Source organism: Bacillus sp. PPSBB_2, assembly GCF_045291115.1.
In the GTDB taxonomy this organism is placed as follows: domain Bacteria; phylum Bacillota; class Bacilli; order Bacillales; family Bacillaceae_G; genus Bacillus_A; species Bacillus_A cereus.
In genome coordinates, this window is sequence record NZ_CP147983.1 from 1,193,299 (window position 1) to 1,216,459 (window position 23,161).

Here is a 23,161-nt window from a genome sequence, read left to right on the forward strand (position 1 = left end):
AGAAGTATAGAAAAAGGCAAACAACTCAGTTTGTCTTTTTTCGTGTCCTATAATACAATTATAGTAGCAAACTAACGTTCGTTATGTAAGTGAAAGGTGGGGTTACATGTCACTTCGATTTGTGATTGGTAGAGCGGGAAGTGGAAAAAGTACACTTTGTTTACGCGAAGTGCAAGAAGAGTTAAAACAACGCCCGAGAGGGAAAACAATATTATATCTTGTGCCAGAACAGATGACATTCCAGACGCAGCAGGCGTTAATTGGAAGTGAGGATGTAAGAGGTTCTATTCGGGCACAAGTTTTTAGTTTTTCACGATTAGCGTGGAAGGTACTGCAAGAAGTTGGCGGAGCGAGTCGTCTTCATATTGATGAAGCTGGTGTACATATGTTACTCCGTAAAATTGTAGAGTCTCGTAAAGATGGATTATCGGTGTTCCAAAAAGCAGCGGAGCAAAACGGTTTCTTTGAACATCTTGGCAGTATGATTGCAGAGTTTAAACGTTACAATGTAACGCCATCTAACGTATATGAAATGTGGCAACAATTAGATGCGCATAGTAGCAGTGCCGAACAAAAGTTACTAGCGAATAAAGTGTATGATTTACAGCTATTATACGATGATTTTGAACGTGCTTTAATTGGAAAATACTTAGATTCAGAAGACTACCTGCAATTGCTAGTGGAAAAGCTTCCGCAGTCTGAATATGTAAATGGTGCGGAAATTTATATAGATGGATTTCATTCATTCTCCCCGCAAGAGTTAGAGATTGTAAGACAGCTTATGATTTGCGGAGCGAGAGTTACGATCACGTTAACGATAGATGAAAAAACGTTAGCGCAGCCAGTAAATGAACTCGATTTATTTTATGAAACGACGTTAACGTATGAAAAAATAAAACAAGTAGCGCGTGAAGAGAAAATAGAAATTGAAAAAACAATTCCACTTATGGAACAGCCGCGTTTTCATTCTCCAGCATTAGCGCATTTAGAAGCGCATTATGAAGCGCGTCCGAATGAAAAATTTAACGGTGAAGCGAGTGTAATGATTAGTACAGCTGCGAATTTACGAGCGGAGGTAGAAGGTGTTGCTCGTGAAATTCGTAAACTTGTTGCGAATGAAAAATATCGTTACCGGGATATTGCAGTGCTTCTTCGTAATGGGGAAAGTTATTACGATGTGATGCGAACGTTATTTACAGATTATAATATCCCGCACTTCATCGATGAAAAGCGCCCGATGTCACACCACCCATTAGTAGAATGTATTCGTTCTGCACTCGAGATTATTAGTGGGAATTGGCGTTATGATGCGGTGTTCCGTTGCGTGAAAACAGAGCTTTTATATCCATTAGACGTAAGAAAAGAAACGATGCGTGAAGAAATGGATGAATTTGAAAATTACTGTTTAGCGTACGGTGTACAAGGAAAGAGATGGACTTCAGAGGATCCATGGATGTATCGCCGTTATCGTTCTCTTGATGATACGAACGGGATGATCACAGACAGTGAACGTGAAATGGAAGAGAAAATAAATAGGTTACGTGACGTTGTAAGAACACCTGTTATTCGCATGCAAAAAAGGTTAAAGCGTGCAGGAACAGTTATGCAAATGTGTGAAGCAGTTTACTTATTTTTAGAAGAACTGGATGTTCCGAAAAAACTAGAAGAATTACGTATACGTGCAGAAGAAAGTGGAGATTTCTTATTTGCGACAGATCATGAACAAGTATGGGAAGAAGTAATGAGCCTTCTTGATACGTTTGTAGAGATGCTTGGTGAAGAGAAAATGTCTCTTTCTATGTTTACGGACGTTATGTCGACTGGTCTTGAGGCGCTTCAATTTGCTAACATTCCGCCGTCATTAGACCAAGTGTTAATTGCTAATATTGATCACTCCAGGTTATCTGATGTGAAAGCAACGTTTATTATAGGTGTAAATGAGGGTGTTATTCCAGCAGCACCTATGGACGAAGGTATGCTTTCTGATGAAGAAAGAGAAGTTCTTGGTGCAGCAGGGATTGAATTAGCGCCAACGACGAGACAAACTTTGTTAGAAGAACAGTTCGTTATGTATCAAATGGTAACGAGAGCATCTGAGAAGCTATACATTTCATGCCCGCTTGCAGATGAAGAAGGAAAGACGTTACTTGCGTCTAGCTTTATTAAGAAAATAAAAAGAATGTTCCCTAATGTGAAAGATTCATTTATTACGAATGATGTAAACGATTTATCACGTTCAGAACAAATTTCATACGTAGCAACGCCAGAAGTAACGTTATCTTACGTTATGCAGCAACTACAAACGTGGAAGCGATACGGATTTGAAGGGAATTTAGACTTTTGGTGGGACGTATATAATTTCTACGTAACTTCAGATGAATGGAAACAAAAAAGCAGCCGCGTCTTATCAAGTTTATTCTATCGAAATCGTGCGAAGAAACTAAGTACAGCAGTAAGTAGAGATTTATACGGAGATATAATTAAAGGAAGTGTCTCTCGTATGGAACTATTTAACCGTTGTGCATACGCTCATTTTGCGCAGCACGGTTTATCGCTTAGAGAGCGTGATATTTTCAAGCTTGATGCGCCAGACATCGGCGAATTATTCCATGCGGCATTAAAGAAAATTGCGGACAAGTTATTGCGTGAAAACCGTACTTGGGCGGATTTATCCATAAAAGAGTGTGAGCATCTTTCTGTTTTAGTAATAGAAGAAATCGCACCGTTATTACAACGACAAATTTTATTAAGTTCAAACCGTCATTTCTATTTAAAACAAAAACTACAACAAATCATTTTCCGTACTTCAATCATTCTTCGTGAACATGCGAAGTCAAGCGGATTCGTACCAGTTGATTTAGAAGTGCCGTTCGGTATGGGTGGTACAGGATCACTTCCGCCGATGGAATTCTCATTACCAAATGGTGTGAAGATGGAAGTAGTCGGCCGTATTGACCGTGTTGATAAGGCAGAAGATGAAAACGGGACGTTCTTACGTATTATTGATTATAAATCAAGTTCAAAAGCGTTAGATTTAACGGAAGTGTATTACGGATTAGCACTTCAAATGTTAACGTATTTAGATGTCGTTACTTCGAATGCACAGACGTGGATGAAAAAAGGCCACGCAGCATCACCAGCTGGTGTATTGTATTTCCATATTCATAACCCAATCGTTGAGATGAAAGGTGACGCATCTGAAGCTGAAATTGAAAAAGAAATTTTAAAGAAATTTAAAATGAAAGGACTCGTATTAGGAGATGCTGACGTTGTTCGTTTAATGGATAACAAACTTTCAACAGGGAGCTCAGATATTATTTCTGCTGGCCTGAAAAAAGACGGTAGCTTTAGTGCGCGTTCAAGTATTGCAAGTGAGCAAGAGTTTAACGTACTGCAAAAATATGTACACCATACGTTTGAAAATATCGGAAAAGATATTACAGAAGGTGTTATCGATATTGCTCCTTATAAAATGGGAAATAAAGCAGCATGTACGTTCTGTAACTTCAAATCTGTTTGTCAATTTGATGAGTCACTTGAAGATAATCAGTTCCGATCGTTAAAAGATATGAAAGATAGCGAAGCAATGGAGAAAATAAGAGAGGAGGTTGGCGGAGAATGATAGAAAATTGGCCTGAAAAACCAGAAGGTAGTCAATGGACAGATGACCAGTGGAAAGCTGTTGTAGCGAATGGACGTGATATTTTAGTTGCGGCTGCAGCTGGGTCAGGGAAAACAGCAGTATTAGTTGAACGTATTATTAAAAAGATTATTAATGAAGAGAATCCAGTCGATGTCGACCGCCTGCTCGTTGTAACATTTACGAATGCAGCGGCGCAAGAGATGAAAAACCGAATCGGGGAAGCGTTAGAAAAGGTATTAATTGATGAACCAGGTTCTCAACACGTAAGAAAGCAGCTGAGCCTATTAAATAAAGCTTCCATTTCAACAATTCACTCATTTTGTTTACAAGTAATTAGAGGATATTACTACATGCTTGATGTTGATCCTCGTTTCCGTATTGCGAATCAAACAGAAAATGAATTGTTAAAAGAAGAAGTGCTAGATGACATATTAGAAGAAGAGTACGGAATCGAAGATAATACAATCTTCTTTGAACTTGTTGATCGTTATACGAGTGACCGTAGTGATGATGACTTACAACGTATGATTTTAGCGCTTCATACAGAGTCAAGAGCGCATCCAAATCCGGAAAAATGGCTTGATAAATTAGTAGAAGCATATGACGTAGAAGGAAAGACAATTGAAGATTTAGTGTATGCTTCTTATTTATTAGAAGATGTGAAATTCCAGCTTGAAACAGCGGAACAGCATATTCGTAAGGCAACTGAACTCGCAATGCTTCCTGACGGTCCAGCGCCTCGCATTGAAACCCTGCAAGCAGATGTAGCATTACTTGGAACGCTATCATCAGCTGCTCGTGAGTCATGGACAAGTGTGTATGAAGCGATGCAAAACGTATCGTGGCAAACGTTAAAGCGTATTAAGAAAAGTGATTACAATGAAGATGTTGTAAAACAAGTAGACTCTCTTCGTAATAAAGCGAAAGATGAAGTGAAGAAATTACAAGAAGAGTTATTTAGCCGCAAACCTGAAAGTTTCTTACGAGATTTTCAAGATATGCACCCAGTATTAGAAAAGCTTGTTCAACTTGTAAAAGTATTTACAGAGCGTTTCCAAGCGATGAAGAGAGATAAAGGAATGGTCGATTTCACAGATTTAGAGCATTTTTGTTTACAAATTTTAAGTGAACAAAGTGAAAATGGTGAAATGAATCCGTCAGCAGTGGCGCTCCAATATCGTAATAAATTTGCTGAAGTATTAGTCGATGAATATCAAGACACGAACTTTGTACAGGAATCCATTATTAAATTCGTAACGAAAGATTCTGAGAGTGAAGGAAACTTGTTCATGGTTGGTGACGTAAAGCAGTCGATTTATCGTTTCCGACTAGCCGAGCCAGGACTATTCCTAGGAAAATATAAACGCTTCACACAAGAAGGATTGGGCGGCGGAATGAAGATTGACTTAGCGAAAAACTTCCGTAGTCGTTATGAAGTACTAGCAGGTGCGAACTTTATCTTCAAACAAATTATGGGTGAAGAAGTCGGAGAAATCGACTACGATGCAGACGCTGAATTAAAGTTAGGTGCTACCTATCCAGAAGGTGAAGATGTAGCGGCAGAACTACTGTGCATTCAGCAAACGGAAGAAGAAGTAATAGACGGAGAAGAAGGTGCAGAAGTCGAAAAAGCACAGCTTGAAGCTCGTCTTATGGCGCAGCGCATTAAAGCGATGGTGGATTCCGGTTATGAAGTGTATGACCGTAAAAATGATAGTATGCGTCCGGTACAATACCGCGACTTCGTTATTTTACTTCGCTCCATGCCGTGGGCCCCGCAAATTATGGAAGAGTTAAAATTACAAGGAATTCCAGTATACGCTGACCTTGCGACTGGTTACTTTGAAGCGACGGAAGTAAATATTATGATGAACGTATTCCGCGTTATTGATAATCCGATGCAAGATATTCCGCTTGCAGCTGTACTTCGTTCTCCAATCGTTGGATTGAGCGATGAAGAACTTGCAACGCTTCGTGCTCATGGAAAGAAAGGCTCGTTTTATGAAGTAATGAGCTCATTCTTAAAAGGGGCACCACTTGAAGAGGAGCAAGAACTTCATGATAAATTAGAGTGGTTTTATAACTTACTGCAAGGATGGCGTGAATTTGCACGTCAACAATCACTTTCTGATTTAATTTGGAAAGTGTACGGTGAGACAGGTTATTACGACTTCGTTGGCGGTTTACCAGCTGGAAAGCAAAGGCAGGCAAACTTACGCGTACTATATGACCGCGCAAGACAATACGAAGCAACATCATTTAGAGGATTATTCCGCTTCTTACGTTTTATTGAACGTATTTTAGAACGCGGTGATGACATGGGTACGGCGAGGGCCCTCGGTGAACAAGAAGACGTTGTTCGCATTATGACGATTCATAAAAGTAAAGGGTTAGAGTTCCCGGTTGTATTTGTAGCTGGACTCGGTCGTCGTTTTAATACACAAGACTTAATGAAACGTTTCTTATTGCATAAAGATTTCGGTTTCGGTTCGCAATTTATCGATCCGCGTAAACGAATTAAATATACAACATTATCACAGCTTGCGATTAAGCGTAAAATGAAAATGGAATTAATTGCGGAAGAAATGCGCGTACTATACGTAGCGTTGACGCGCGCGAAAGAGAAGTTAATTTTAATCGGAACAGTTAAGGATGCAAATAAGGAAATGGAAAAATGGCTTGATGCGAGGGAACATAGTGAATGGTTATTACCAGATCACATACGTGCCGGGGCGTCTTGTTATTTAGACTGGATTGCACCTTCATTATATAGACACCGTGATAGTGAAATGCTTCTTGAATTAGGACAAGGAAGTATTCCAGATGAAATTTACGGGTATGACACTAGCTGGAAAGTAGAAGTTGTGGACGGTAATACGCTACTTGCACCAGAGCCAGTTCAAGAAGAGAAACAAGAATTGTTAGAAGCGCTTCGTGAGAAAAAGGCTGTGCCGTTAGAAAGTGAACGAAAAGATGAAGTGTACGATAGATTAATGTGGAAGTACGGATATGAGGAAGCAACATCTCACCGTGCGAAGCAATCTGTTACAGAAATAAAGAGAAATTATCAATCAGAAGATGGTAGTGATAACGCCTTTATTAAAAAACTACGTGCACCAATTAAAACACGTCCGCGCTTTATGGAGAAAAAAGGGTTAACGTACGCAGAGCGCGGAACAGCAGTCCATGCCGTTATGCAGCATGTTGATTTGAAGAAGCCGATTACGGTTGAAGTTCTTCAAGAGCAAATTGCTGGAATGGTAAATAAGGAATTATTAACATTCGAGCAGGCGGAAGAAATAGCGATTGAAAAAGTAATTTCATTCTTTGACAGTGACTTAGGTAAAAGGGTATTAGCGGCGAAAAGTGTTGAGCGTGAAGTTCCATTTACGATGATGCTTGCAGCAGAAGAAGCATATCAAGATTGGCAAGGGAAGAGCGGGGAAATGATTCTTGTCCAAGGGGTTATCGACTGCATGATTGAAGAGGAAGATGGCATTACGTTAATCGACTTCAAAACAGATACGATTGAAGGGAAATTCCCAGGCGGATTCGAACAAGCGAAACCAATTTTAGAAGATCGATATAAAGTGCAGCTTTCGTTATATGCAAAAGCACTGGAGAAAAGCTTACAACATCCTGTAAAAGAGAAATGTTTATACTTCTTTGATGGGAATCACGTTGTAAATATTGAAGAATAGAGGGGCTTGAAAATGGTAACGGAAAAAACGTTAAGAACTTGTGAACAGGGACACGAGTACTATAAAAGTAGCGATTGTCCAACTTGCCCAGTCTGTGAGAAAGAGAGAAAACCAAAAGAAGGTTTTCTCTCTCTTCTTTCAGCGCCAGCAAGAAGGGCATTAGAGCACCGTGGAATTCAAACTGTAGAAGAACTCTCAAAATATAGTGAAAAAGAAATTTTAAAACTGCATGGTATGGGACCTGCGTCTTTGCCGAAGCTTAGGAAGGCTTTGGAGGAGAGTGGGTTATCATTTAAATAAAATAGTGCCTCTTCACTACTTACTTGTTTATACCACTATTTGTGGACAGTCAAGCTCTTGCTTATTAAAATTTCATTTTAATAATTTTGAATTAGATAAAAGAAAAAAGTAGGAGAATATCTCCTACTTTTTTTACGCTGTTCCAATCTGATCTTGATCTGCCACATCAGAATCAAATGTATTCGTTGCACTAACACCGTTAAACGTATTCACGACAAATCCAACATTGGAAGCTCCGGACCCATTATAAGCTTTCGTGTTTTCTTTCGGAGAAACGTTATAAAAATCTCCTAAATTGAAAGAACCGTTACTGTTTTGAACGACGAGATTTCCAACAACAGAAGGCATATCCATCCACCTACTTTACTAAACTTTGTAATTACTATATGAATTATTGTGCGGAAGGTTCATCTGTAAGATATTGGCGGATTTGCATAATACGAGAGTTATTAAAAACATAATCAACATTTCCAATTTGAAATCCACCAGAGTTTAAAAGTGTGCGCAATTCAACGTTATTCACTTCAATAAAAGGGCATTCATTTACAATATTTAATTTTACATCTGTCGTTCGTTTTGGAATTGTAATGTGTTCATCTGTAAAGATTTCAAAAGCATCAAAGCTACCTTCTCCCCGTATATAACAAGGAATTTCACGGTGGACGGCAATAGCTCTACTTTTTAATTCCATTTGATTGGCATCTCCAACTTGAAATACGGCAGCAATCCCTAACGAAACAATAGAAACATTTTGGACAATAGACACATGATGCAACATAATTTTTCAGTCTCCTTAACCTGGAGTAGGAGGGACATCTGTTACTAATGGTACAAATGGACCCTCTGTAACTGTTTCAAATGGTGTATCGAGAATAGAAGATAGAATGAGGAGATTTGCATCTCCAATTAAAAAGAGTGCGGACGACGATACACCGTTCATTTTAATCTGTCCGACTTTTAACTCACGGTTTACAACGTTAAGGTTCATACCTACTTACTCCTTTCGGAAATTTCCCGGTATGTGCTGAATAAAGGAGAGAAAGGCTTTGTCAATATCTTGTTTCATTGCCTGAATAATGATATCTCGTAAATAGTCTGAATCTGTTGAAATACCTTCATATGATTGCGCTTGTGATAAATAATAAGGGAGTCGATGCTCCATCTGTTTTTTTATGTCATCCACCATCATTTGTCGATACATTTCATCAAGCGGTGTTCTCTCTTCTTGTTCAAAATGGAGAATACGATTATATGCTTCTTCATCTAAGTATCGATGCATTTCTTGGAGGATACCTTGATAAAAGTCTGGGTTTGTTTCGGTTTCAGGGTTTACCTTCAATGTTTCTGTATCCACTTGAAAATCTTCAATTTGTTGTCCTTTTGCTGAAAATGGGTTTAAACCAATATTTAAAGTACCATTTAAATTTTCGACTTTTAATTGATCGAATTTGTATTCCACTTTTCCTACAGAAGAGGAGGGGCGATTTTTTAATTCGTTAAGCTCTTCTTGGAGTTGGCGCACTTGATCTTCTAAATTCAGGATGGTTGCTTGTTGTGTTTGAAGAGCTTGTTGAAGTTGGTGTAAGTAAGTATATATATCTTGATTCATTTGTGAAACCTCCTTTTCAATAGGGAGGGTAAAAATATTCCTGCTATATATTTATGACAAGGATGTCTTAAGAAGAACTAGTTGATGGTTTGATAGAAATAATTTGTCCTTTCGCCTGTAATGGGCGAAGCGGTTCCGTAAATCCGCCCGTATTTGAAAATTTAGATAGGGCTTTAATACTTCCGGCAGTACCAATTTGGAACACAGAAGAGGTTGTAATGCTATCAATTTTAATACTGTTGATGATGATACTTTGGTTTACATAAAAATTCAATGCAATTGCCTCCTTTAAGTTGAGCCAATTATCGCTTGATCGATTACATCTGAATCGTTGACAGTCGTTGCACTTTGATAATTGTAGACAGAAACATTATCTCCAACGTTGAAAGAGCCGGCCCCGGCGAAAGCACGTGAGTAACTAATAGGCCTAATCGCAAATACATCTCCAATATGAAAAATACCACTTGATCCAATATTGACGATACGAATATGTCCGACCATAGCTGGCATACAAAACACCCTTCGCTTTTAAAATTTTCTTTTCTACTATTGTATGGGCGTTTCCAATAAAATGTGTATTTTTTTGAAATAAAAGAAACACACGCATTATTGCGTGTGTGTTTTGAACGTTTGATTAGGGTGTAAATCCGTATGTACATGACAAATTACATTTAAGAGCCTGTCCAGTTCTTGGCTACAATCCACTGTTTTTTGAGAAGTCATTCCATAGCGTTCAGCAAAATAAATCATTTTTTCACGTTTTTTTTCAATCGCTTGCTCAAACATTGAAATCGGCTCCATCTCTAAATGAAATTTTTAGTATATATGTAGTACATATTATACAAAAACTTCATAAAAAAGAAATGCATTCGCTAAAAAAAGTAAAATTTCTACATTTTATGCCAAATGATAAAGGGGTAACGAATAGGGGATGAGAAGAATATTGTAAAAATTAGCGTGCATGAGAAGGTTTTTTTCTTGCGGATGCGAATACAATTAAAGGGTATGAGTTTTAGGATGGAGAGTGGAAATATTGCGTTTTGTAACGGCGAAGAAAGAAGAAAAGGTATTTGTAGGTATTGTAGATGAAGAAGAAGAAAAGGTATTACACTTAAGAGAAGCGCAAAGACAAAAAGGGGAAAAGGTTACAATCCCTATTACAATGTTAGAGTGTATTGAAAGAGGGACTGAATGCTTTGAGAAAGTATGTGAAATTGTAAATTGGGCAAAAGAGAACGGGGAAGCGGCGTATTATCCGTTAACAGAGGTGAAAATATTAGCGCCGATTCCAAGGCCAAGAAAGAATATTTTGTGCGTTGGAAAAAACTATCGTGAGCATGCGGTAGAAATGGGCGGAGTAGAGTCTATTCCAGAAAATATAATGATCTTTACGAAAGCACCAACAACAGTTATTGGCATAAATGAGCAAATTAATGGTCACCCTCATGCAACGGACGAACTAGATTACGAAGGAGAATTAGCTATCATTATTGGTAAGCGAGGGAAACAAATAAAAAAAGAAAAAGCGCTTGAGCATGTTTTTGGTTATACGATTATCAATGATGTAACAGCTCGAGACATTCAAAGAAAACATAAACAGTTTTTCCTTGGGAAAAGCTTCGATACATTTTGTCCGATGGGACCGTATTTAATTCATAAATCGGTGGTTAATGCGCCGAATGCATTACACATTGAAACGGTAGTAAATGGAGAAGTAAGGCAAACTTCTAACACAAATAAAATGATTTTTTCAATAGAAGAAATTATTTCAACGATAAGTAAAGGAATGACTTTAGAACCAGGCGATATTATCGCAACAGGAACGCCGGCTGGTGTCGGAAAAGGTTTTACACCACCGAAGTTTTTACATGCTGGTGATGAAGTGGTCATTACAGTAGAAGGAATTGGTACTTTACGAAATGTAGTGAAATAAAGAAAAGAGCTATCTTGTTAAAAGATAGCTCTTTTTTATGGCCTTGGGTTATAGAGGTAATCGATAACGGCAAAAGTGTAAAGACCAATGAATGCAAGTGTACAAATGCCAAATAGTATAACCGTAAGTGCGCTTTTTTCTCGTCCAAAACCAATGATAGTAAGAATAACAGCAGTCCAAAATGATGCTTTCAGTAGTGTGAGTGTAGTAGGAGTTGAGTAATGAAGCCATGTTGTGGAAAGTAGGAAACCAAAGAATGTAACTAAAATAAAAGCTGTAGCTAAATAGTTAATATGTTTACCATATCTTAATAGCATGTCGCACCTCCTTTACGATTTTAAAATACAGAAAATTACAATTTCATCTTAATATAAATGAATATAAAAAGAAAGAGGTTGTCCCAACATGTCGGACAACCTCTCTATCATTACGATAATACAGCTTTAATTTTTTGGAATGCCCACTCTAAATCTTCTTCAGAGATTACTAGAGGTGGTGCGATACGAATTACATTTTCGTGTGTTTCTTTACATAATAGACCAGCTGCTTTTAGTTGTTCACAGTAAGGACGAGCTGGCTCGTTTAATTCGATACCGATGAATAAACCTTTACCACGAACTTCAGTGATCATTGGGTTATCAATCTCTTTTAATTGCCCAACTAATTTTTCACCTAATTGAAGAGAACGCTCTGTTAATTTTTCTTCTTCTAACACTTCAAGAGCCGCGATAGAAACAGCACATGCAAGTGGATTACCACCGAATGTAGAACCGTGAGAACCTGGTTCAAATACACCTAAAATGTCGCGGTTTGCTGCTACGCAAGAGATTGGGAACACACCGCCGCCAAGTGCTTTACCAAGTATGTACATGTCAGGAGTTACATTGTCCCAGTCACAAGCAAATACTTTACCAGTACGGCCTAAGCCAGTTTGGATTTCATCTGCTACAAATAAAACGTTTTCTTTTTTACATACTTCAAAAGCTTCTTTTAAGTAACCAGCTGGTGGGATATTAATTCCTGCTTCACCTTGAATTGGCTCTAAAATGAATGCTGCTGTGTTTGGTGTAATTGCGGCTTTTAATGCTTCTAAATCACCGTAAGGAATTACAACGATGCCAGGAAGCATTGGACCGAATCCACGCTTGTACTCTTCATTTGAAGACATGGAAACAGAACCCATTGTACGTCCGTGGAAGTTATCTTCACAAACGATGATTTCAGCACGGTTTGCTTCTACTTTCTTCACATCATAAGCCCAGCGACGAACTGTTTTAATTGCAGTTTCAACAGCTTCAGCACCTGTATTCATTGGAAGTACCATTTCTTTATTAGTTAGTTTCGCAACTTTTTCGTACCAAGGACCTAATTGATCGCTATGGAAAGCACGAGAAGTTAACGTAACACGATTAGCTTGGTCAATTAAAGCGTTAATAATTTTCGGGTGACGATGACCTTGGTTTACTGCAGAATATGCACTTAATAAGTCCATATAGCGGTTTCCTTCAGGATCTTCTACCCAAACACCTTCTGCTTTAGAAATAACGATTGGAAGTGGGTGATAGTTATTTGCTCCGTATGTGTCTGTAAGTTCGATAATATCCTTAGTTTGAATCATGATTGTTCCCCCTTTTGTTATTACAAGAAGTTTGTAAATACTCTAAATATTATAGCATTTAAATGTAAAAAAGCGAAACATTTCCTGAAAATAAATGAACATGTTATCATATAGAGTGAAAAAGTGTGAAAAGAGGAGGTAAGGGATACGATGGTACATATGCATATTACAGCATGGGCGTTAGGTTTAATTTTATTCTTCGTTGCGTATTCACTTTATTCAGCAGGAAGAAAAGGGAAAGGTGTACATATGGGGCTTCGCCTAATGTATATCATTATTATTGTGACAGGCTTCATGTTGTACATGAGTATTGTGAAGACAGCAACAGGTAGCATGCACATGTGGTATGGCTTAAAAATGTTAGCTGGTATTTTAGTTATCGGTGGAATGGAAATGGTTCTTGTGAAAATGAGCAAAAACAAACCAACAGGGGCGGTTTGGGGCTTATTTATTGTTGCGCTAGTAGCAGTATTTTACCTTGGGCTGAAATTACCGATTGGCTGGAAAGTATTCTAATAAAAAATAAAGCCACCTTATAATCTCAAAGACTTGGGAGATTATAAGGTGGTTTTTTACTTTATCCCGTAAACATCAGATTGGTGAAGGTTAATAATCAGTGGGCTACCCCACTGATTAAAGTTTCACTTTATGTCGCATCGATATGCAACTCTTCTCCATTTACTTTCGTAAAACGGAACATATTTTTATTTGACGTAGTGTGACGGACGAAATGGTGCTGCAGTATACAGATCATTTCTTCGTTATCAAACAAAAGAATATTTACTCCTTCGCGTGACTCCTCTTGCGGTAAGAAAGATAAATAATTATGACAATACATGCAATCATATAAAGAGTAGTGAAGTGATTGCAATGATTCGGTTAATAATGTGAAGACAGAGTCAGGTAATTCCTCCAGCCATTCATTATAGCTAAGAAGTAACTTTTTTCGAATACGTATCATTTCACCATTTTGCAAATGGTGTTGCTCGTTGGCGATTTGTAATACATCTTGTTCATAGAAACGGGCTGGTAGCCAATTGTTATTATACAAAATTTCAAACCCATCTTCGGCAATATCTTCTAATAAAAACGCTTCATCATTTTCATCATCAAAGAATACCCACTCATTGTTTATATATTCTACATTACCGACTGTATGAGCACGGGGCTGATTATATAAAATATGTTTACGTTGTATCATACACGATTTCTCCTTTATGAAAAGTAGTTATTCCTGTTATAGACAGTTCGTGCGTTCTTTATAACTAGACACATCTAGACATAGGTGGGCATACAATAAAACACGTTTTACTGAGTGAGAATGCTATTCCATATGTGGATAGTAGGTTATCGTCAAGTTTTTCATTTTTTGATCCGCACTCTTAGGGTGGGGATTACTGCACGTTCAAGAAAAGAAATAAGATGGAAGGATGATTTATATGTGCGGGATTACAGGATGGGTGGATTATAAACGCTCATTAGAAGGAGAAAGAGATGTCGTTACGAAGATGGCTGAGACGTTAGCGAAACGGGGGCCGGATGATAATAAAGTTTGGATTAAAGGAAATGTCGCATTTGGGCATAAGCGGTTAATCGTTGTGGATCCTGAGGGCGGTAAACAGCCGATGACTTGTTTAAAAGATGAAACGAATTACGCCATTTGCTATAACGGTGAACTTTATAACACAGAAGACATTCGAAAGGAATTATTAAGAAGAGGATATACGTTCAAAGGTCATTCTGATACAGAAGTATTATTAGCTTCTTATATTGAATGGAAAGAAGAATGTGTCGATCATTTAAACGGTATATATGCGTTTGCAGTATGGGACGAACAGAAAGAGCAAGTATTTATTGCGAGAGATCGATTAGGTGTAAAGCCACTTTTTTATAAATATGATAGCGGACGCTTACTATTTGGTTCGGAGTTAAAAGCGATATTGTCGCATCCAGATGTGAAGGCGGAAGTAACGTTAGAAGGATTATCAGAAATATTCGGGCTCGGACCGTCAAGAACGCCTGGCCACGGTATTTATGCTGGTATAAAAGAATTGCGTCCAGGTCATGCGATGACATTTTCAAAGAACGGTTTATGCATATGGAGATATTGGAATGTAGAAAGTAAAAAACATGAAGACTCTTTTGAAGAAACAGTAGAGAAAACGCGCTTTTTATTACAAGATGCTATTACAAGACAGCTTGTTTCTGATGTACCACTATGTACTTTTTTATCGGGTGGTGTAGATTCGAGCGCTATTACAGCTATTGCAGCGAAAGAATATGAGAGATTGGGAAAAGGGCAATTACACACGTATTCTATTGATTACGAAGATAATGACAAATACTTTAAAGCGAATGCATTCCAGCCAAATTCAGATGCTCCGTTTATTAATTTAATGACTGAGACATTTCAAACAACCCATCATCGCTGCGTCATTTCGAATGAAAAATTAGCAGAGTATTTAACTGAAGCAGTACTCGTTCGTGATTTGCCAGGTATGGCAGATATCGATTCGTCATTATTATGGTTTTGCCGAGAAATTAAACAAGATTTTGTCGTTGGCTTATCTGGAGAATGTGCAGATGAAATATTTGGTGGATATCCGTGGTTTTATAGAGAAGATGATTTACAATCGAGTGCATTTCCGTGGATGCGTTCTACAGAGGCACGTGAACAACTTCTAAAAAAAGAATGGAGAAATAAATTAAATTTACAACAATATGTACAAAGGCGCTATGAAGAGTCGATTCAAGAAGTTCCTATTTTAGAGGGGGAAAGTCCGCTAGAAGCAAAAAGACGCCAATTATTTTATTTAAATATGGTATGGTTTATGACAACATTATTAGACAGAAAAGACCGCATGAGTATGGGAGCGAGCTTAGAAGTACGTGTTCCATTTGCAGATCATCGTCTTGTCGAATATGCGTGGAATATTCCTTGGGAAATGAAAATGTATAAAAACCGCGAAAAAGGTCTATTACGTAAAGCGTTAGAAGGTGTACTTCCACATGACATCTTATATAGAAAGAAGAGTCCTTATCCGAAAACGCACAATCCGCACTATACAAAAGCAGTAACAGTATGGCTTCAAAATCTATTAGCGGATAAAGGTTCAATTTTACACGAACTGTTTGATAAAGAGCAGTTGAGCGGATTAATTCAGTCTGGCGGCAGTGCATTTCAAACACCATGGTTTGGTCAATTAAACCCAATGTAACTACATTAAAAAAGTATAGTTGACTTGAGCTTAATATTTCCATTGTAAGTCCTTAATCTCTATTACTGGTGCAATAGGTTTTTTTCCTGTTCTCGCTGGTTTTATTACCTCGACAGATATAGAAGATACAAATGAATTTACCGCCGCTTTCTTAGATTCATTGTTTAAATGAAACCATTCATCCTTCAATCGACTTAATAAATCTTTTATTTCAACGGAAGAAACGGTATCTTCTGTATTAGCAAGTTGCTTTTGGATTGTAGTTTCTTCTTGTATAATTACAGCCATTTCTTTTTTATATTCATTTTGGGAAATGTCACCTTCTATGAATAAAAACTTTAAACGTGATTTTTTCTCTTGAATTCTATTATATTGTTCTTGTAAATTACTTAGTTCTACAGGTTGATCTACAGTGTCATCAAGGTCAATAATTACATCTTCTAATAAACTTAAAAATTCTTTTTCAATTACATCCTCTGAAATTTGGGGCATGTCACACATTCCCTTATGCTGTCGTGAACTACATCGATAAGACATTACAATTCTATTTTGAGCCCTTACCTGTTTATGTCCTAAAAAGTGTTTCCCACATCTTGCGCATCTTAAAACATTGGAGAATACGAAAAAATTTTGCAATCTAACTTTTCCTATCTTTCTACTATTTTGGATTTGTTGAATGGTATACCATGTGTTTTTATCAATAAATGTTTCAAAATCTTTCTGAGCTATATCCGTTAGGATGTCATCTCCCCAGCGGATTTTACCGATGTAAATAGGATTGTTTATAATATAACGAACCGCATCATAATTAAATATTTTTCCTTGTTTGGTTTTAACACCACGACTGTTCAATGATTTGACAATACTTGTTACACCCTTAGTTTTATACATCTCGAATATGTATTTTACAATTTCAGATTCGGCATGATTTATATACAAGTTACCTTCCTTTTGGTCATATCCCATAGGTGATTTAGCTCCATTTCTAAGACCTAATTCAGCCTTTTTTTGCATGGAGTCTCTTACACGTTCTGCTGTTGTTTCACGCTCCCATTGTGCAAGTGTCGCAACTAATGTGATAAACATTCTTCCAGTAGCGGTTGTTGTATCAAATATTTCTGTACTACTCTTAAATTTAACATTATATTCATCCATTGTTTTTAGAATGGAATGTAAATCTGAAACGGAACGAGTGAATCGGTCTAATCTGTAAACGAGAATAATATCAAATTGTTTTTTCTTTATATCTTTTATCATTTGTTGAAAAGCAGGTCGTTCGGTATTTTTTGCACTGTATCCTTCGTCACAGTAATCATCTACAACTACCCAATCTTGTGATTTAGCATATTGTTCAAGACGAAGTTTTTGCATATCTAATGAAATACCTTCTTCAACTTGCATGTCGGTGGATACACGTCTATAAATGACACACTTCATTGTATATAACTCCTTTCTTACTAAATTTCTATAGCATATGTTTTTTTAAAAGCGATTAGACAAATGTTTTATAAAAAGTATTTGAGGTTTAATGTATGAATGGGTCAACTACTTGATTGACTTTCGGACCCAGTGAGAAAATCTCACTGTTCATCCAACTGAATGAGATCATATAGTTCTTCCATACTTACATTAAGTTGAGAAGCGATATTTTTAGCGGTTTGATACGACATAACCCTATCGTTGTTCGCGTAAGAATGTATTTGTTGTTTAGCCATACCAAGTTTCAGTGCTAGATCTACTTGAGTTAATCTCTTCTCTTTTAATATTTCATTCAGCCGGCATTTGCCGACTACATACACCTTTTCACCGCCTAATTATTGAATTATGGGGCTTACGCTATATAAAAACTTTCCTATAATCTTTATATCTTCACAGTTATCTCGTGAGTATTGTTGGTCTTTAAAGCTTTCATCATGTGAACAAGGTTCTAAAACAATTAAATCCGTAAATTTATAAACCTTTTTTAAAGTTGCATAATGTCCATTTACAATTACAGCTGCTATTTCTCCATTTTCCACATCAGGTTGTTTTTTTAATACTGCGTAATGACCATCAGGAACAATTTTGTTCATGGATTCACCATGTACAACGAGTCCAAACATTTCATCAATGTTACCTATTTGATATGGAGGGGTAATTCTATCAACTATATCTTGTACAGCTTCTATTGGTGTACCAGCCGCTATTTTACCGATTACAGGTATTTCACGTTTTTTTCTTGGTCTATTTTTCGTGGTAGGTGCTTTATCGCTAACAAATTGAAGTTCTCCGTTCACAACCTCAACTTTAACGTTTCTATAAGTTGTATCAATATCAGCTTTTGTTACGCCGAAGACAGCAGCCATTTTCTCTAAAACACCTGAACTTGGTTTAGCCCTGTAATTCATATAATCACTTAATGTACTTCTTGCGATGCCGATTTGATTAGCTAAGTCAGATTGAGTCATATCTTTTTCTTTTAAAAACTTTTTTATGTTTCTTACTATAGTTTGTTTTTGTAAATCAGTCATAACGTCACCTCCTATATTGACTACGTTTTTAATATATCACATTACGAATTATTCGTAAAGTGTACGTTTTGTATGGTTTTTTCGTACTTTTGTGTTGAAATTACATAAATTTAGTAATACAATAAATCTCGAAGGAAGGGGGTCACACAATGGATTATTTCAAAAGAGCATTAAACGAACTACGTGAAAGTGCAGGGTTCAATCAAACAGAACTTGCGGATATATTAGAAGTATCCCCAAAAACGTTATGGTTATATGAACAGGATTCAACTAACATGCCAGATGAATTAATCAAAAAGTATATGTACTTATTTGACATTCCTTACGAGGATATATTTTTTGGACCTAAGTACGAAAAATTCGTACAAGTAAAAGAACGCGTTAGAGAAAGAGCGAGCGTTTTAAAAAAAATCGTTTCATGAAGTTGTATTTTAAATGGATAGTCCAACTGTCCCACATACATATAAATGCATTGAGGTGATAGAGCATGAGTGGGGGACAAATCATTCGTGATGAAAAAGGGAATGTTGTGAAAATAGTACCTACAAAAGAGCAATGGAAAAAGTTTTTAACACCGTTAATACCAGCTGCACGGGAGCTCATTTTACAAAGGAAATTGGAACAAAGGAATAAACAAAACGAAAGTAAATAATTTTTTTGAAATGGTTGCGAAATTTGACGATAAATTTTTATTCTACAAATCCAAAGAGGAGAGTGAAGAGAAATGAATGGAGTATTATCCGCAAGTAAATTAATGAAAGCATCAGATGTTGTAAAAAGATGTGCAGAAATGAGAAAGAGCCCAGCATTGTTGCTTGTTACTGAAATCGAAGCAAAGTGTCAGCTAAGGGAAATGAACCGTAAGGTTTCAAATCGAAGGGAGGTGAATTAATTGAAGGAGATAACACTAGTTTTTAAATCAGGAGTTAAAACAAGTTTTACAGTAGAGCAATTTAAAACATTTAAAAATAGTTTTGGATTTTTATCAGGAATTGAATATGAAGGTGCAACTCCGACAGTACCATTCCACATTAGTTTGAGTAATATCGATGCAATATTTGTGAAAGACATTGGTGGAAAGGAATCCACTAAAGAACCTGATCATCCAATTGAAGATTTCTATGGCTGTGGAATTAAGCAAGATGATAAGTATTTTATGTTTGGCCAGGATGCTGTACTTGAAGGGAATCTAACGAATTACTTAATTGCAGAACAGAATGTTGAATGTTTTCGAGCTGTATAAAAGGAGAAACCGCCAGTTGGGGCTGACGGCCTAATAAAAACACATGTTGAGGTCATTATAGCATGAAATGAATGCATGTAAAGGAGTGAACGATCATAATTGAAAATCCAATGATTATAGGAAATCCAAATGATTCAGCGATAACGAAGGTTATGGGGCATTGTGCGAGTTGCAATAAGGAAATCTACTGCGGTGAAGAGTACTTGGATTTTGAAGGTGATTGTATACACAATTCAACAGAATGCGTTAAGGAATACGTTGTTGTACATTCTACCCAAAAGATAGCAGGTGAATGAAATGAACTTACAACAAAAGATTGAAAGTGAGATATCCATTTTAAGGCGTCTAATTGATCGATACAAACTTTGTGATGATTCGGAATCCATTTGTATGGTGATTGCCTATGAATATGGATTGCAGGCGTTGATAGAAGTAAATGAAATGAGTAAACAAAAAGAGGTGCTGCCGTTTTGAATGGTGGAATTGAAGAACTAGAAAAGTCATTAATTGTGGAACAACGAAGGTTAAGTGAACACAAAAGAGAGTTAGAAAGGCTAATAGAAAAGAAACCGATTGTGGAACAAAATATTTGGAACACGGAAAGTAAAATTTTTGATTTGGAAGCTTCTATTTTTGTTTTGAAAAGCATGGCGAAGGAGTGAATCAATTGGAAATCACAAACGGTGCTGCCATTACCAAAAGTAAAAAAGCAAAAATCATTATCTATTCAAAGCCAGGTAACGGTAAAACAACGGTTGCTGGATTGTTACCAGGTAAAACATTAGTCTTGGATATTGATGGGACAAGCCAAGTTTTAGAAGGATATGAAAATGTAGATGTAGCTAAAATTGATGGTGAAAATCCACATGATAGCATCCTACAATTTTATGCATTAGCAAAAGCAAATATCGCTAAATACGATAACATCTTTGTTGATAATTTAACGCATTACCAAAAGTTATGGTTACTTAAAAAAGGTGAAAATACGAAAAGTGGTATGCCGGAATTAAAGGATTACGCTTTACTAGATAACCATCTTTTAAAGGTAGTAGAAACGTTTAACTCATTAGATGCAAATGTTATTTTTACAGCTTGGGAAACAACAAGAAATATCATTCATGATGATGGGCAGCAATATACACAATTCATTCCAGATATTCGGGATAAAATCGTCAATCATATTATGGGAATTGTTCATGTGGTTGGTCAATTGGTTAAAAAGGCAGATGGTACAAGAGGATTTGTTTTAGAAGGTAATCAAAGTGTTTTTGCTAAGAACCATCTCGATGTGCGGAAAGGCTGTATACAAGAAAAATTAATCGTGTCATCCACAAACTAATAAACAGTCTAGTGGTAATAAGTCAAGAGTAAAACAAGACTGATTTTTTCTAGGTGCGATTTTTTCAGCATACGGAAATAGACCCGACCAAAAATGAAATTTTTTCGGGCCGTTTCCAAGATTGCGTCAATAACAAAGTGTTATTTTTCTATCACGCTCCTTGGTGGCGTGTAGAGTTGATGGTTACGTAGTAGCGTATCCACCAGACGCACAAATTTTCTTGCGGTTAAGACGATGGCTCTTTTGTGTTGATGTTTGGGTGTTTTTTTGTATTTCTTTTGATAAAATGCTTGATATTCAGGCAAATATCTTCTTACTGAATTGGCAGCCTCAACTAAGTAATAGCGAAGATAACGATTGCCTTGTTTGGTTAAGGGCGTATTTTCAGACTGATAATTTCCAGATTGCTTGATTTTCCAGCTTAATCCGGCATATTTANACAGGAGCTACCGGAGAAACAGGACCGACTGGAGAAACAGGAGCTACCGGAGAAACAGGACCGACTGGAGTTACAGGAGCTACCGGAGAGACAGGAGCTACCGGAGAAACAGGACCAACTGGAGGTACCGGAGCATTTCCTATTGGATATGTTTATCAATTAGCTACTATTGCAGATGCTACCGTTGTAGGAGGTGCGGATATACCATTTAGCAATAATGGACCGCTGAATGGCATAACTCATACAGCAGGAACAACTACAGTTACTGTGCCTGCCGCTGGAGTGTATGAAATTGAGTTTATTGTCAACATTACAGCTGGTATAGGAAGTCAAATTGGAATTGCTGTAAATGGTACTGTCGATGCTTCTACCGTATATCCAGTATTAGTGGCTACCGGAGGAATTAGCGGGCAAGCACAATTATCGTTGAGTGCTGGAGACGTCCTTACCTTGAGAAATAATAGCGCAGTACCTTTGACTATGAGTCTCGCTCCCGCCATTGGTGCTTCTATGATTGTAAATCAAGTAGTTTGATGTAATGTATAAAATATCTTTGATTAATTATATAATATATGTGGAGTGGGATAGGGAAAAGGAAAAGAACATTCTTGGTCGGTTATAAAGAACTGAAAAAGTGGTAGTTAAGTAAAAAAAGGTATAATTCTTCATACCCTGAGGAAAGTATACCTTTTTTGTTGTATACGATCCTACAGGCTGTTGAAAACGGTACGCTTGGTTGGTGCGATACTATTTCATCTATGTCTTCATTTGGGAGATATTTTTGATTCCAAGCGTCTCTATAATGGCCCGATTGGAATACCCATCCTTTTTCATTTTAATGACTTTCCACTTTACTTCTTCTGGGTAATGGACTCTTGTTTTTTTTCATGTACCAATATTCGGGTTCACTTCAATGTTGTGAATGGGAGTGTTTTTCTATATATAAAATGGCATCATGCCAGGAGCAGTTTATTATGCTTCTAAAGTGCCTAACATGCTGTGAAAACAACAAGATACCTTCTCTGGTAAGAAGGCGTTAAAAATGTAGTGATTCTCTAGAGGCATAAATAATACATGCGAAATGATTCATTTCTATGTAATTAAAATTTACTTTTAGATAATGCCTGTAATATAGGGTTTATGATTGTACTCAACAAACGAAATAAACTAAATATTGAACGAATAACAGTCATAAATTTAGAGTTCTTCTTCATTTAATATATCTTTCCTTTACCTCTAATTATAGTTCGGATATTTTTTAAACTGCTTTTTCCTTTGCTTTAAATTCTTTTTTGTGTTGTCTGAAATCTTGCTTATTAACCCTGAATTTCTCTCCAGTAGCAACATTTTTTACTACATATGTTGTACGCTTGAATTCTCTAATGTAATAGATGACTAATCCAACTAAAAGGGATATACACATTGTTGCTGGGATAGCGATAATACAAAGAACGATAATGAGAGCTGAAATTTTATCTGATTCATAAACTCTTTTTAGAACTAAACATTTTCCAGTTGCAGCTGGTGCTTGCTCTAATGGTTGCATACGTTGTAAGGATGCGATTGTATCATAACTCATGGAAAAACCTCTAAATTACACCAATTTCA

Annotated in this window: 28 protein-coding genes and 2 pseudogenes; 14 read left to right on the forward strand and 16 right to left on the reverse strand. The window is 36.9% G+C overall.

Features of this window, described 5'->3' with window-relative positions; genetic code table 11:
• Positions 1–106 precede the first annotated feature (106 nt).
• From addB to V6946_RS05845, 3 genes are read left to right on the forward strand one after another with little or no spacing between them, the layout of a single operon-like run.
• Positions 107–3,622, forward strand: coding sequence for a helicase-exonuclease AddAB subunit AddB (gene addB, locus V6946_RS05835; protein ID WP_366982172.1), 3,516 nt, complete (start codon positions 107–109; stop codon positions 3,620–3,622).
• The gene (addA, locus tag V6946_RS05840) at positions 3,619–7,344 is read left to right on the forward strand and encodes a helicase-exonuclease AddAB subunit AddA (RefSeq protein ID WP_366982174.1); all 3,726 of its coding nucleotides are present in this window, start codon (positions 3,619–3,621) and stop codon (positions 7,342–7,344) included. Before addB ends, addA begins: the two co-directional genes overlap by 4 nt.
• A 12-nt stretch (positions 7,345–7,356) precedes the next feature.
• Complete coding sequence (locus V6946_RS05845; RefSeq protein WP_000255728.1) at positions 7,357–7,644, forward strand: RNA polymerase alpha subunit C-terminal domain-containing protein; 288 nt, start codon at positions 7,357–7,359, stop codon at positions 7,642–7,644.
• Positions 7,645–7,776: 132 nt separating this feature from the next.
• On the opposite strand, the gene gerPF is transcribed toward V6946_RS05845, so the two are convergent.
• The 7 genes from gerPF to V6946_RS05880 all read right to left on the reverse strand — a co-directional run bounded on the left by gerPF (position 7,777) and on the right by V6946_RS05880 (position 10,039).
• Positions 7,777–7,992: a spore germination protein GerPF gene (gene gerPF / locus V6946_RS05850; RefSeq protein ID WP_001141566.1), complete on the reverse strand. Its 216-nt coding sequence runs from the start codon at positions 7,990–7,992 to the stop codon at positions 7,777–7,779.
• Positions 7,993–8,035: 43 nt separating this feature from the next.
• Positions 8,036–8,422, reverse strand: a complete 387-nt coding sequence (locus V6946_RS05855) for a spore germination protein GerPE (protein ID WP_366982175.1) — start codon at positions 8,420–8,422, stop codon at positions 8,036–8,038.
• A 15-nt stretch (positions 8,423–8,437) separates the two neighbouring features.
• Positions 8,438–8,632 carry a spore germination protein GerPD gene (gene gerPD, locus V6946_RS05860; RefSeq protein ID WP_001052807.1) on the reverse strand — a complete coding sequence of 65 codons (195 nt, stop codon included), beginning with the start codon at positions 8,630–8,632 and terminating at the stop codon, positions 8,438–8,440.
• Positions 8,633–8,638: 6 nt separating this feature from the next.
• The gene (gene gerPC, locus V6946_RS05865) at positions 8,639–9,253 is read right to left on the reverse strand and encodes a spore germination protein GerPC (RefSeq protein WP_006924955.1); all 615 of its coding nucleotides are present in this window, start codon (positions 9,251–9,253) and stop codon (positions 8,639–8,641) included.
• A gap of 67 nt (positions 9,254–9,320) precedes the next feature.
• Positions 9,321–9,527 (reverse strand): spore germination protein GerPB, encoded by a 207-nt coding sequence (gerPB, locus tag V6946_RS05870; protein ID WP_001012508.1) that lies wholly within the window; start codon positions 9,525–9,527, stop codon positions 9,321–9,323.
• Positions 9,528–9,541: 14 nt separating this feature from the next.
• Positions 9,542–9,763, reverse strand: a complete 222-nt coding sequence (gene gerPA / locus V6946_RS05875; RefSeq protein ID WP_001111187.1) for a spore germination protein GerPA — start codon at positions 9,761–9,763, stop codon at positions 9,542–9,544.
• A gap of 96 nt (positions 9,764–9,859) precedes the next feature.
• Positions 9,860–10,039 carry an aspartyl-phosphate phosphatase Spo0E family protein gene (locus V6946_RS05880; protein WP_000462841.1) on the reverse strand — a complete coding sequence of 60 codons (180 nt, stop codon included), beginning with the start codon at positions 10,037–10,039 and terminating at the stop codon, positions 9,860–9,862.
• Between the two features lie 247 nt (positions 10,040–10,286).
• Here V6946_RS05880 and V6946_RS05885 point away from each other — a divergent pair, with 247 nt between their 5' ends.
• Positions 10,287–11,186: a fumarylacetoacetate hydrolase family protein gene (locus V6946_RS05885; RefSeq protein ID WP_001213071.1), complete on the forward strand. Its 900-nt coding sequence runs from the start codon at positions 10,287–10,289 to the stop codon at positions 11,184–11,186.
• A 35-nt stretch (positions 11,187–11,221) separates the two neighbouring features.
• Here V6946_RS05885 and V6946_RS05890 read toward each other — a convergent pair whose 3' ends face one another.
• Together V6946_RS05890 and rocD are read right to left on the reverse strand one after the other, a co-directional pair.
• Positions 11,222–11,503 carry a hypothetical protein gene (locus tag V6946_RS05890; RefSeq protein ID WP_000926857.1) on the reverse strand — a complete coding sequence of 94 codons (282 nt, stop codon included), beginning with the start codon at positions 11,501–11,503 and terminating at the stop codon, positions 11,222–11,224.
• A gap of 110 nt (positions 11,504–11,613) precedes the next feature.
• Entirely contained in the window at positions 11,614–12,804 is a 1,191-nt protein-coding gene (gene rocD / locus V6946_RS05895; RefSeq protein ID WP_000616658.1) for an ornithine aminotransferase, read from the reverse strand.
• A 150-nt stretch (positions 12,805–12,954) separates the two neighbouring features.
• On the opposite strand from rocD, the gene V6946_RS05900 reads away from it, so the two are divergent.
• The gene (locus V6946_RS05900; protein WP_000233494.1) at positions 12,955–13,320 is read left to right on the forward strand and encodes a YisL family protein; all 366 of its coding nucleotides are present in this window, start codon (positions 12,955–12,957) and stop codon (positions 13,318–13,320) included.
• A gap of 130 nt (positions 13,321–13,450) precedes the next feature.
• On the opposite strand, the gene V6946_RS05905 is transcribed toward V6946_RS05900, so the two are convergent.
• Positions 13,451–14,005: a DUF2777 domain-containing protein gene (locus V6946_RS05905; protein ID WP_006924963.1), complete on the reverse strand. Its 555-nt coding sequence runs from the start codon at positions 14,003–14,005 to the stop codon at positions 13,451–13,453.
• 238 nt (positions 14,006–14,243) lie between these two features.
• On the opposite strand from V6946_RS05905, the gene asnB reads away from it, so the two are divergent.
• Positions 14,244–16,022: an asparagine synthase (glutamine-hydrolyzing) gene (gene asnB / locus V6946_RS05910; protein ID WP_197228455.1), complete on the forward strand. Its 1,779-nt coding sequence runs from the start codon at positions 14,244–14,246 to the stop codon at positions 16,020–16,022.
• A 30-nt stretch (positions 16,023–16,052) separates the two neighbouring features.
• On the opposite strand, the gene V6946_RS05915 is transcribed toward asnB, so the two are convergent.
• From V6946_RS05915 to V6946_RS05925, 3 genes are all read right to left on the reverse strand, one after another.
• Positions 16,053–17,459, reverse strand: a complete 1,407-nt coding sequence (locus V6946_RS05915; protein ID WP_006919332.1) for a recombinase family protein — start codon at positions 17,457–17,459, stop codon at positions 16,053–16,055.
• Positions 17,460–17,602: 143 nt separating this feature from the next.
• Positions 17,603–17,821, reverse strand: coding sequence for a helix-turn-helix transcriptional regulator (locus V6946_RS05920; RefSeq protein ID WP_006919334.1), 219 nt, complete (start codon positions 17,819–17,821; stop codon positions 17,603–17,605).
• A 15-nt stretch (positions 17,822–17,836) separates the two neighbouring features.
• Positions 17,837–18,532 (reverse strand): LexA family transcriptional regulator, encoded by a 696-nt coding sequence (locus tag V6946_RS05925; protein WP_006919336.1) that lies wholly within the window; start codon positions 18,530–18,532, stop codon positions 17,837–17,839.
• 149 nt (positions 18,533–18,681) lie between these two features.
• Between V6946_RS05925 and V6946_RS05930 the strand changes: the two genes are divergently transcribed.
• From V6946_RS05930 to V6946_RS05960, 7 genes are all read left to right on the forward strand, one after another.
• Positions 18,682–18,954, forward strand: coding sequence for a helix-turn-helix transcriptional regulator (locus V6946_RS05930; RefSeq protein WP_006919337.1), 273 nt, complete (start codon positions 18,682–18,684; stop codon positions 18,952–18,954).
• Positions 18,955–19,019: 65 nt separating this feature from the next.
• Positions 19,020–19,184, forward strand: a complete 165-nt coding sequence (locus V6946_RS05935; RefSeq protein WP_006919341.1) for a hypothetical protein — start codon at positions 19,020–19,022, stop codon at positions 19,182–19,184.
• 72 nt (positions 19,185–19,256) lie between these two features.
• Positions 19,257–19,424 (forward strand): hypothetical protein, encoded by a 168-nt coding sequence (locus tag V6946_RS05940; protein ID WP_006919348.1) that lies wholly within the window; start codon positions 19,257–19,259, stop codon positions 19,422–19,424.
• Positions 19,425–19,775 carry a hypothetical protein gene (locus V6946_RS05945; RefSeq protein WP_006919349.1) on the forward strand — a complete coding sequence of 117 codons (351 nt, stop codon included), beginning with the start codon at positions 19,425–19,427 and terminating at the stop codon, positions 19,773–19,775.
• A gap of 297 nt (positions 19,776–20,072) precedes the next feature.
• Positions 20,073–20,249 (forward strand): hypothetical protein, encoded by a 177-nt coding sequence (locus tag V6946_RS05950; protein WP_176545745.1) that lies wholly within the window; start codon positions 20,073–20,075, stop codon positions 20,247–20,249.
• Complete coding sequence (locus V6946_RS05955; protein ID WP_098214351.1) at positions 20,246–20,437, forward strand: hypothetical protein; 192 nt, start codon at positions 20,246–20,248, stop codon at positions 20,435–20,437. The genes V6946_RS05950 and V6946_RS05955 overlap by 4 nt, the downstream gene beginning before the upstream one ends.
• A gap of 5 nt (positions 20,438–20,442) precedes the next feature.
• Positions 20,443–21,114, forward strand: a complete 672-nt coding sequence (locus V6946_RS05960) for an AAA family ATPase (RefSeq protein ID WP_406622262.1) — start codon at positions 20,443–20,445, stop codon at positions 21,112–21,114.
• Positions 21,115–21,254: 140 nt separating this feature from the next.
• Here V6946_RS05960 and V6946_RS05965 read toward each other — a convergent pair.
• Positions 21,255–21,557: pseudogene (locus V6946_RS05965) on the reverse strand (transposase); the annotation flags it as partial.
• Positions 21,558–21,721: 164 nt separating this feature from the next.
• On the opposite strand from V6946_RS05965, the gene V6946_RS05970 reads away from it, so the two are divergent.
• A complete protein-coding gene (locus tag V6946_RS05970) occupies positions 21,722–22,087 on the forward strand; it encodes a BclA C-terminal domain-containing protein (RefSeq protein WP_406622348.1) in 366 nt (121 codons plus the stop codon).
• A gap of 225 nt (positions 22,088–22,312) precedes the next feature.
• Here V6946_RS05970 and V6946_RS05975 read toward each other — a convergent pair.
• A pseudogene (locus tag V6946_RS05975) lies at positions 22,313–22,435 on the reverse strand (IS3 family transposase); the annotation flags it as partial.
• Positions 22,436–22,811: 376 nt separating this feature from the next.
• Positions 22,812–23,132, reverse strand: a complete 321-nt coding sequence (locus tag V6946_RS05980; RefSeq protein ID WP_006924920.1) for a hypothetical protein — start codon at positions 23,130–23,132, stop codon at positions 22,812–22,814.
• Positions 23,133–23,161: the final 29 nt, after the last annotated feature.

Excerpts from the sequence above, each read along its gene's own strand:
- addB (WP_366982172.1), top strand. The coding sequence starts at position 107 with ATGTCACTTCGATTTGTGATTGGTAGAGCGGGAAGTGGAAAAAGTACA.
- addA (WP_366982174.1), top strand. The coding sequence starts at position 3,619 with ATGATAGAAAATTGGCCTGAAAAACCAGAAGGTAGTCAATGGACAGAT.
- V6946_RS05845 (WP_000255728.1), top strand. The coding sequence starts at position 7,357 with ATGGTAACGGAAAAAACGTTAAGAACTTGTGAACAGGGACACGAGTAC.
- gerPF (WP_001141566.1), bottom strand. The coding sequence starts at position 7,992 with ATGCCTTCTGTTGTTGGAAATCTCGTCGTTCAAAACAGTAACGGTTCT.
- V6946_RS05855 (WP_366982175.1), bottom strand. The coding sequence starts at position 8,422 with ATGTTGCATCATGTGTCTATTGTCCAAAATGTTTCTATTGTTTCGTTA.
- gerPD (WP_001052807.1), bottom strand. The coding sequence starts at position 8,632 with ATGAACCTTAACGTTGTAAACCGTGAGTTAAAAGTCGGACAGATTAAA.
- gerPC (WP_006924955.1), bottom strand. The coding sequence starts at position 9,253 with ATGAATCAAGATATATATACTTACTTACACCAACTTCAACAAGCTCTT.
- gerPA (WP_001111187.1), bottom strand. The coding sequence starts at position 9,763 with ATGCCAGCTATGGTCGGACATATTCGTATCGTCAATATTGGATCAAGT.
- V6946_RS05880 (WP_000462841.1), bottom strand. The coding sequence starts at position 10,039 with ATGTTTGAGCAAGCGATTGAAAAAAAACGTGAAAAAATGATTTATTTT.
- V6946_RS05890 (WP_000926857.1), bottom strand. The coding sequence starts at position 11,503 with ATGCTATTAAGATATGGTAAACATATTAACTATTTAGCTACAGCTTTT.
- rocD (WP_000616658.1), bottom strand. The coding sequence starts at position 12,804 with ATGATTCAAACTAAGGATATTATCGAACTTACAGACACATACGGAGCA.
- V6946_RS05900 (WP_000233494.1), top strand. The coding sequence starts at position 12,955 with ATGGTACATATGCATATTACAGCATGGGCGTTAGGTTTAATTTTATTC.
- V6946_RS05905 (WP_006924963.1), bottom strand. The coding sequence starts at position 14,005 with ATGATACAACGTAAACATATTTTATATAATCAGCCCCGTGCTCATACA.
- asnB (WP_197228455.1), top strand. The coding sequence starts at position 14,244 with ATGTGCGGGATTACAGGATGGGTGGATTATAAACGCTCATTAGAAGGA.
- V6946_RS05915 (WP_006919332.1), bottom strand. The coding sequence starts at position 17,459 with ATGAAGTGTGTCATTTATAGACGTGTATCCACCGACATGCAAGTTGAA.
- V6946_RS05925 (WP_006919336.1), bottom strand. The coding sequence starts at position 18,532 with ATGACTGATTTACAAAAACAAACTATAGTAAGAAACATAAAAAAGTTT.
- V6946_RS05930 (WP_006919337.1), top strand. The coding sequence starts at position 18,682 with ATGGATTATTTCAAAAGAGCATTAAACGAACTACGTGAAAGTGCAGGG.
- V6946_RS05935 (WP_006919341.1), top strand. The coding sequence starts at position 19,020 with ATGAGTGGGGGACAAATCATTCGTGATGAAAAAGGGAATGTTGTGAAA.
- V6946_RS05940 (WP_006919348.1), top strand. The coding sequence starts at position 19,257 with ATGAATGGAGTATTATCCGCAAGTAAATTAATGAAAGCATCAGATGTT.
- V6946_RS05950 (WP_176545745.1), top strand. The coding sequence starts at position 20,073 with ATGAACTTACAACAAAAGATTGAAAGTGAGATATCCATTTTAAGGCGT.
- V6946_RS05980 (WP_006924920.1), bottom strand. The coding sequence starts at position 23,132 with ATGAGTTATGATACAATCGCATCCTTACAACGTATGCAACCATTAGAG.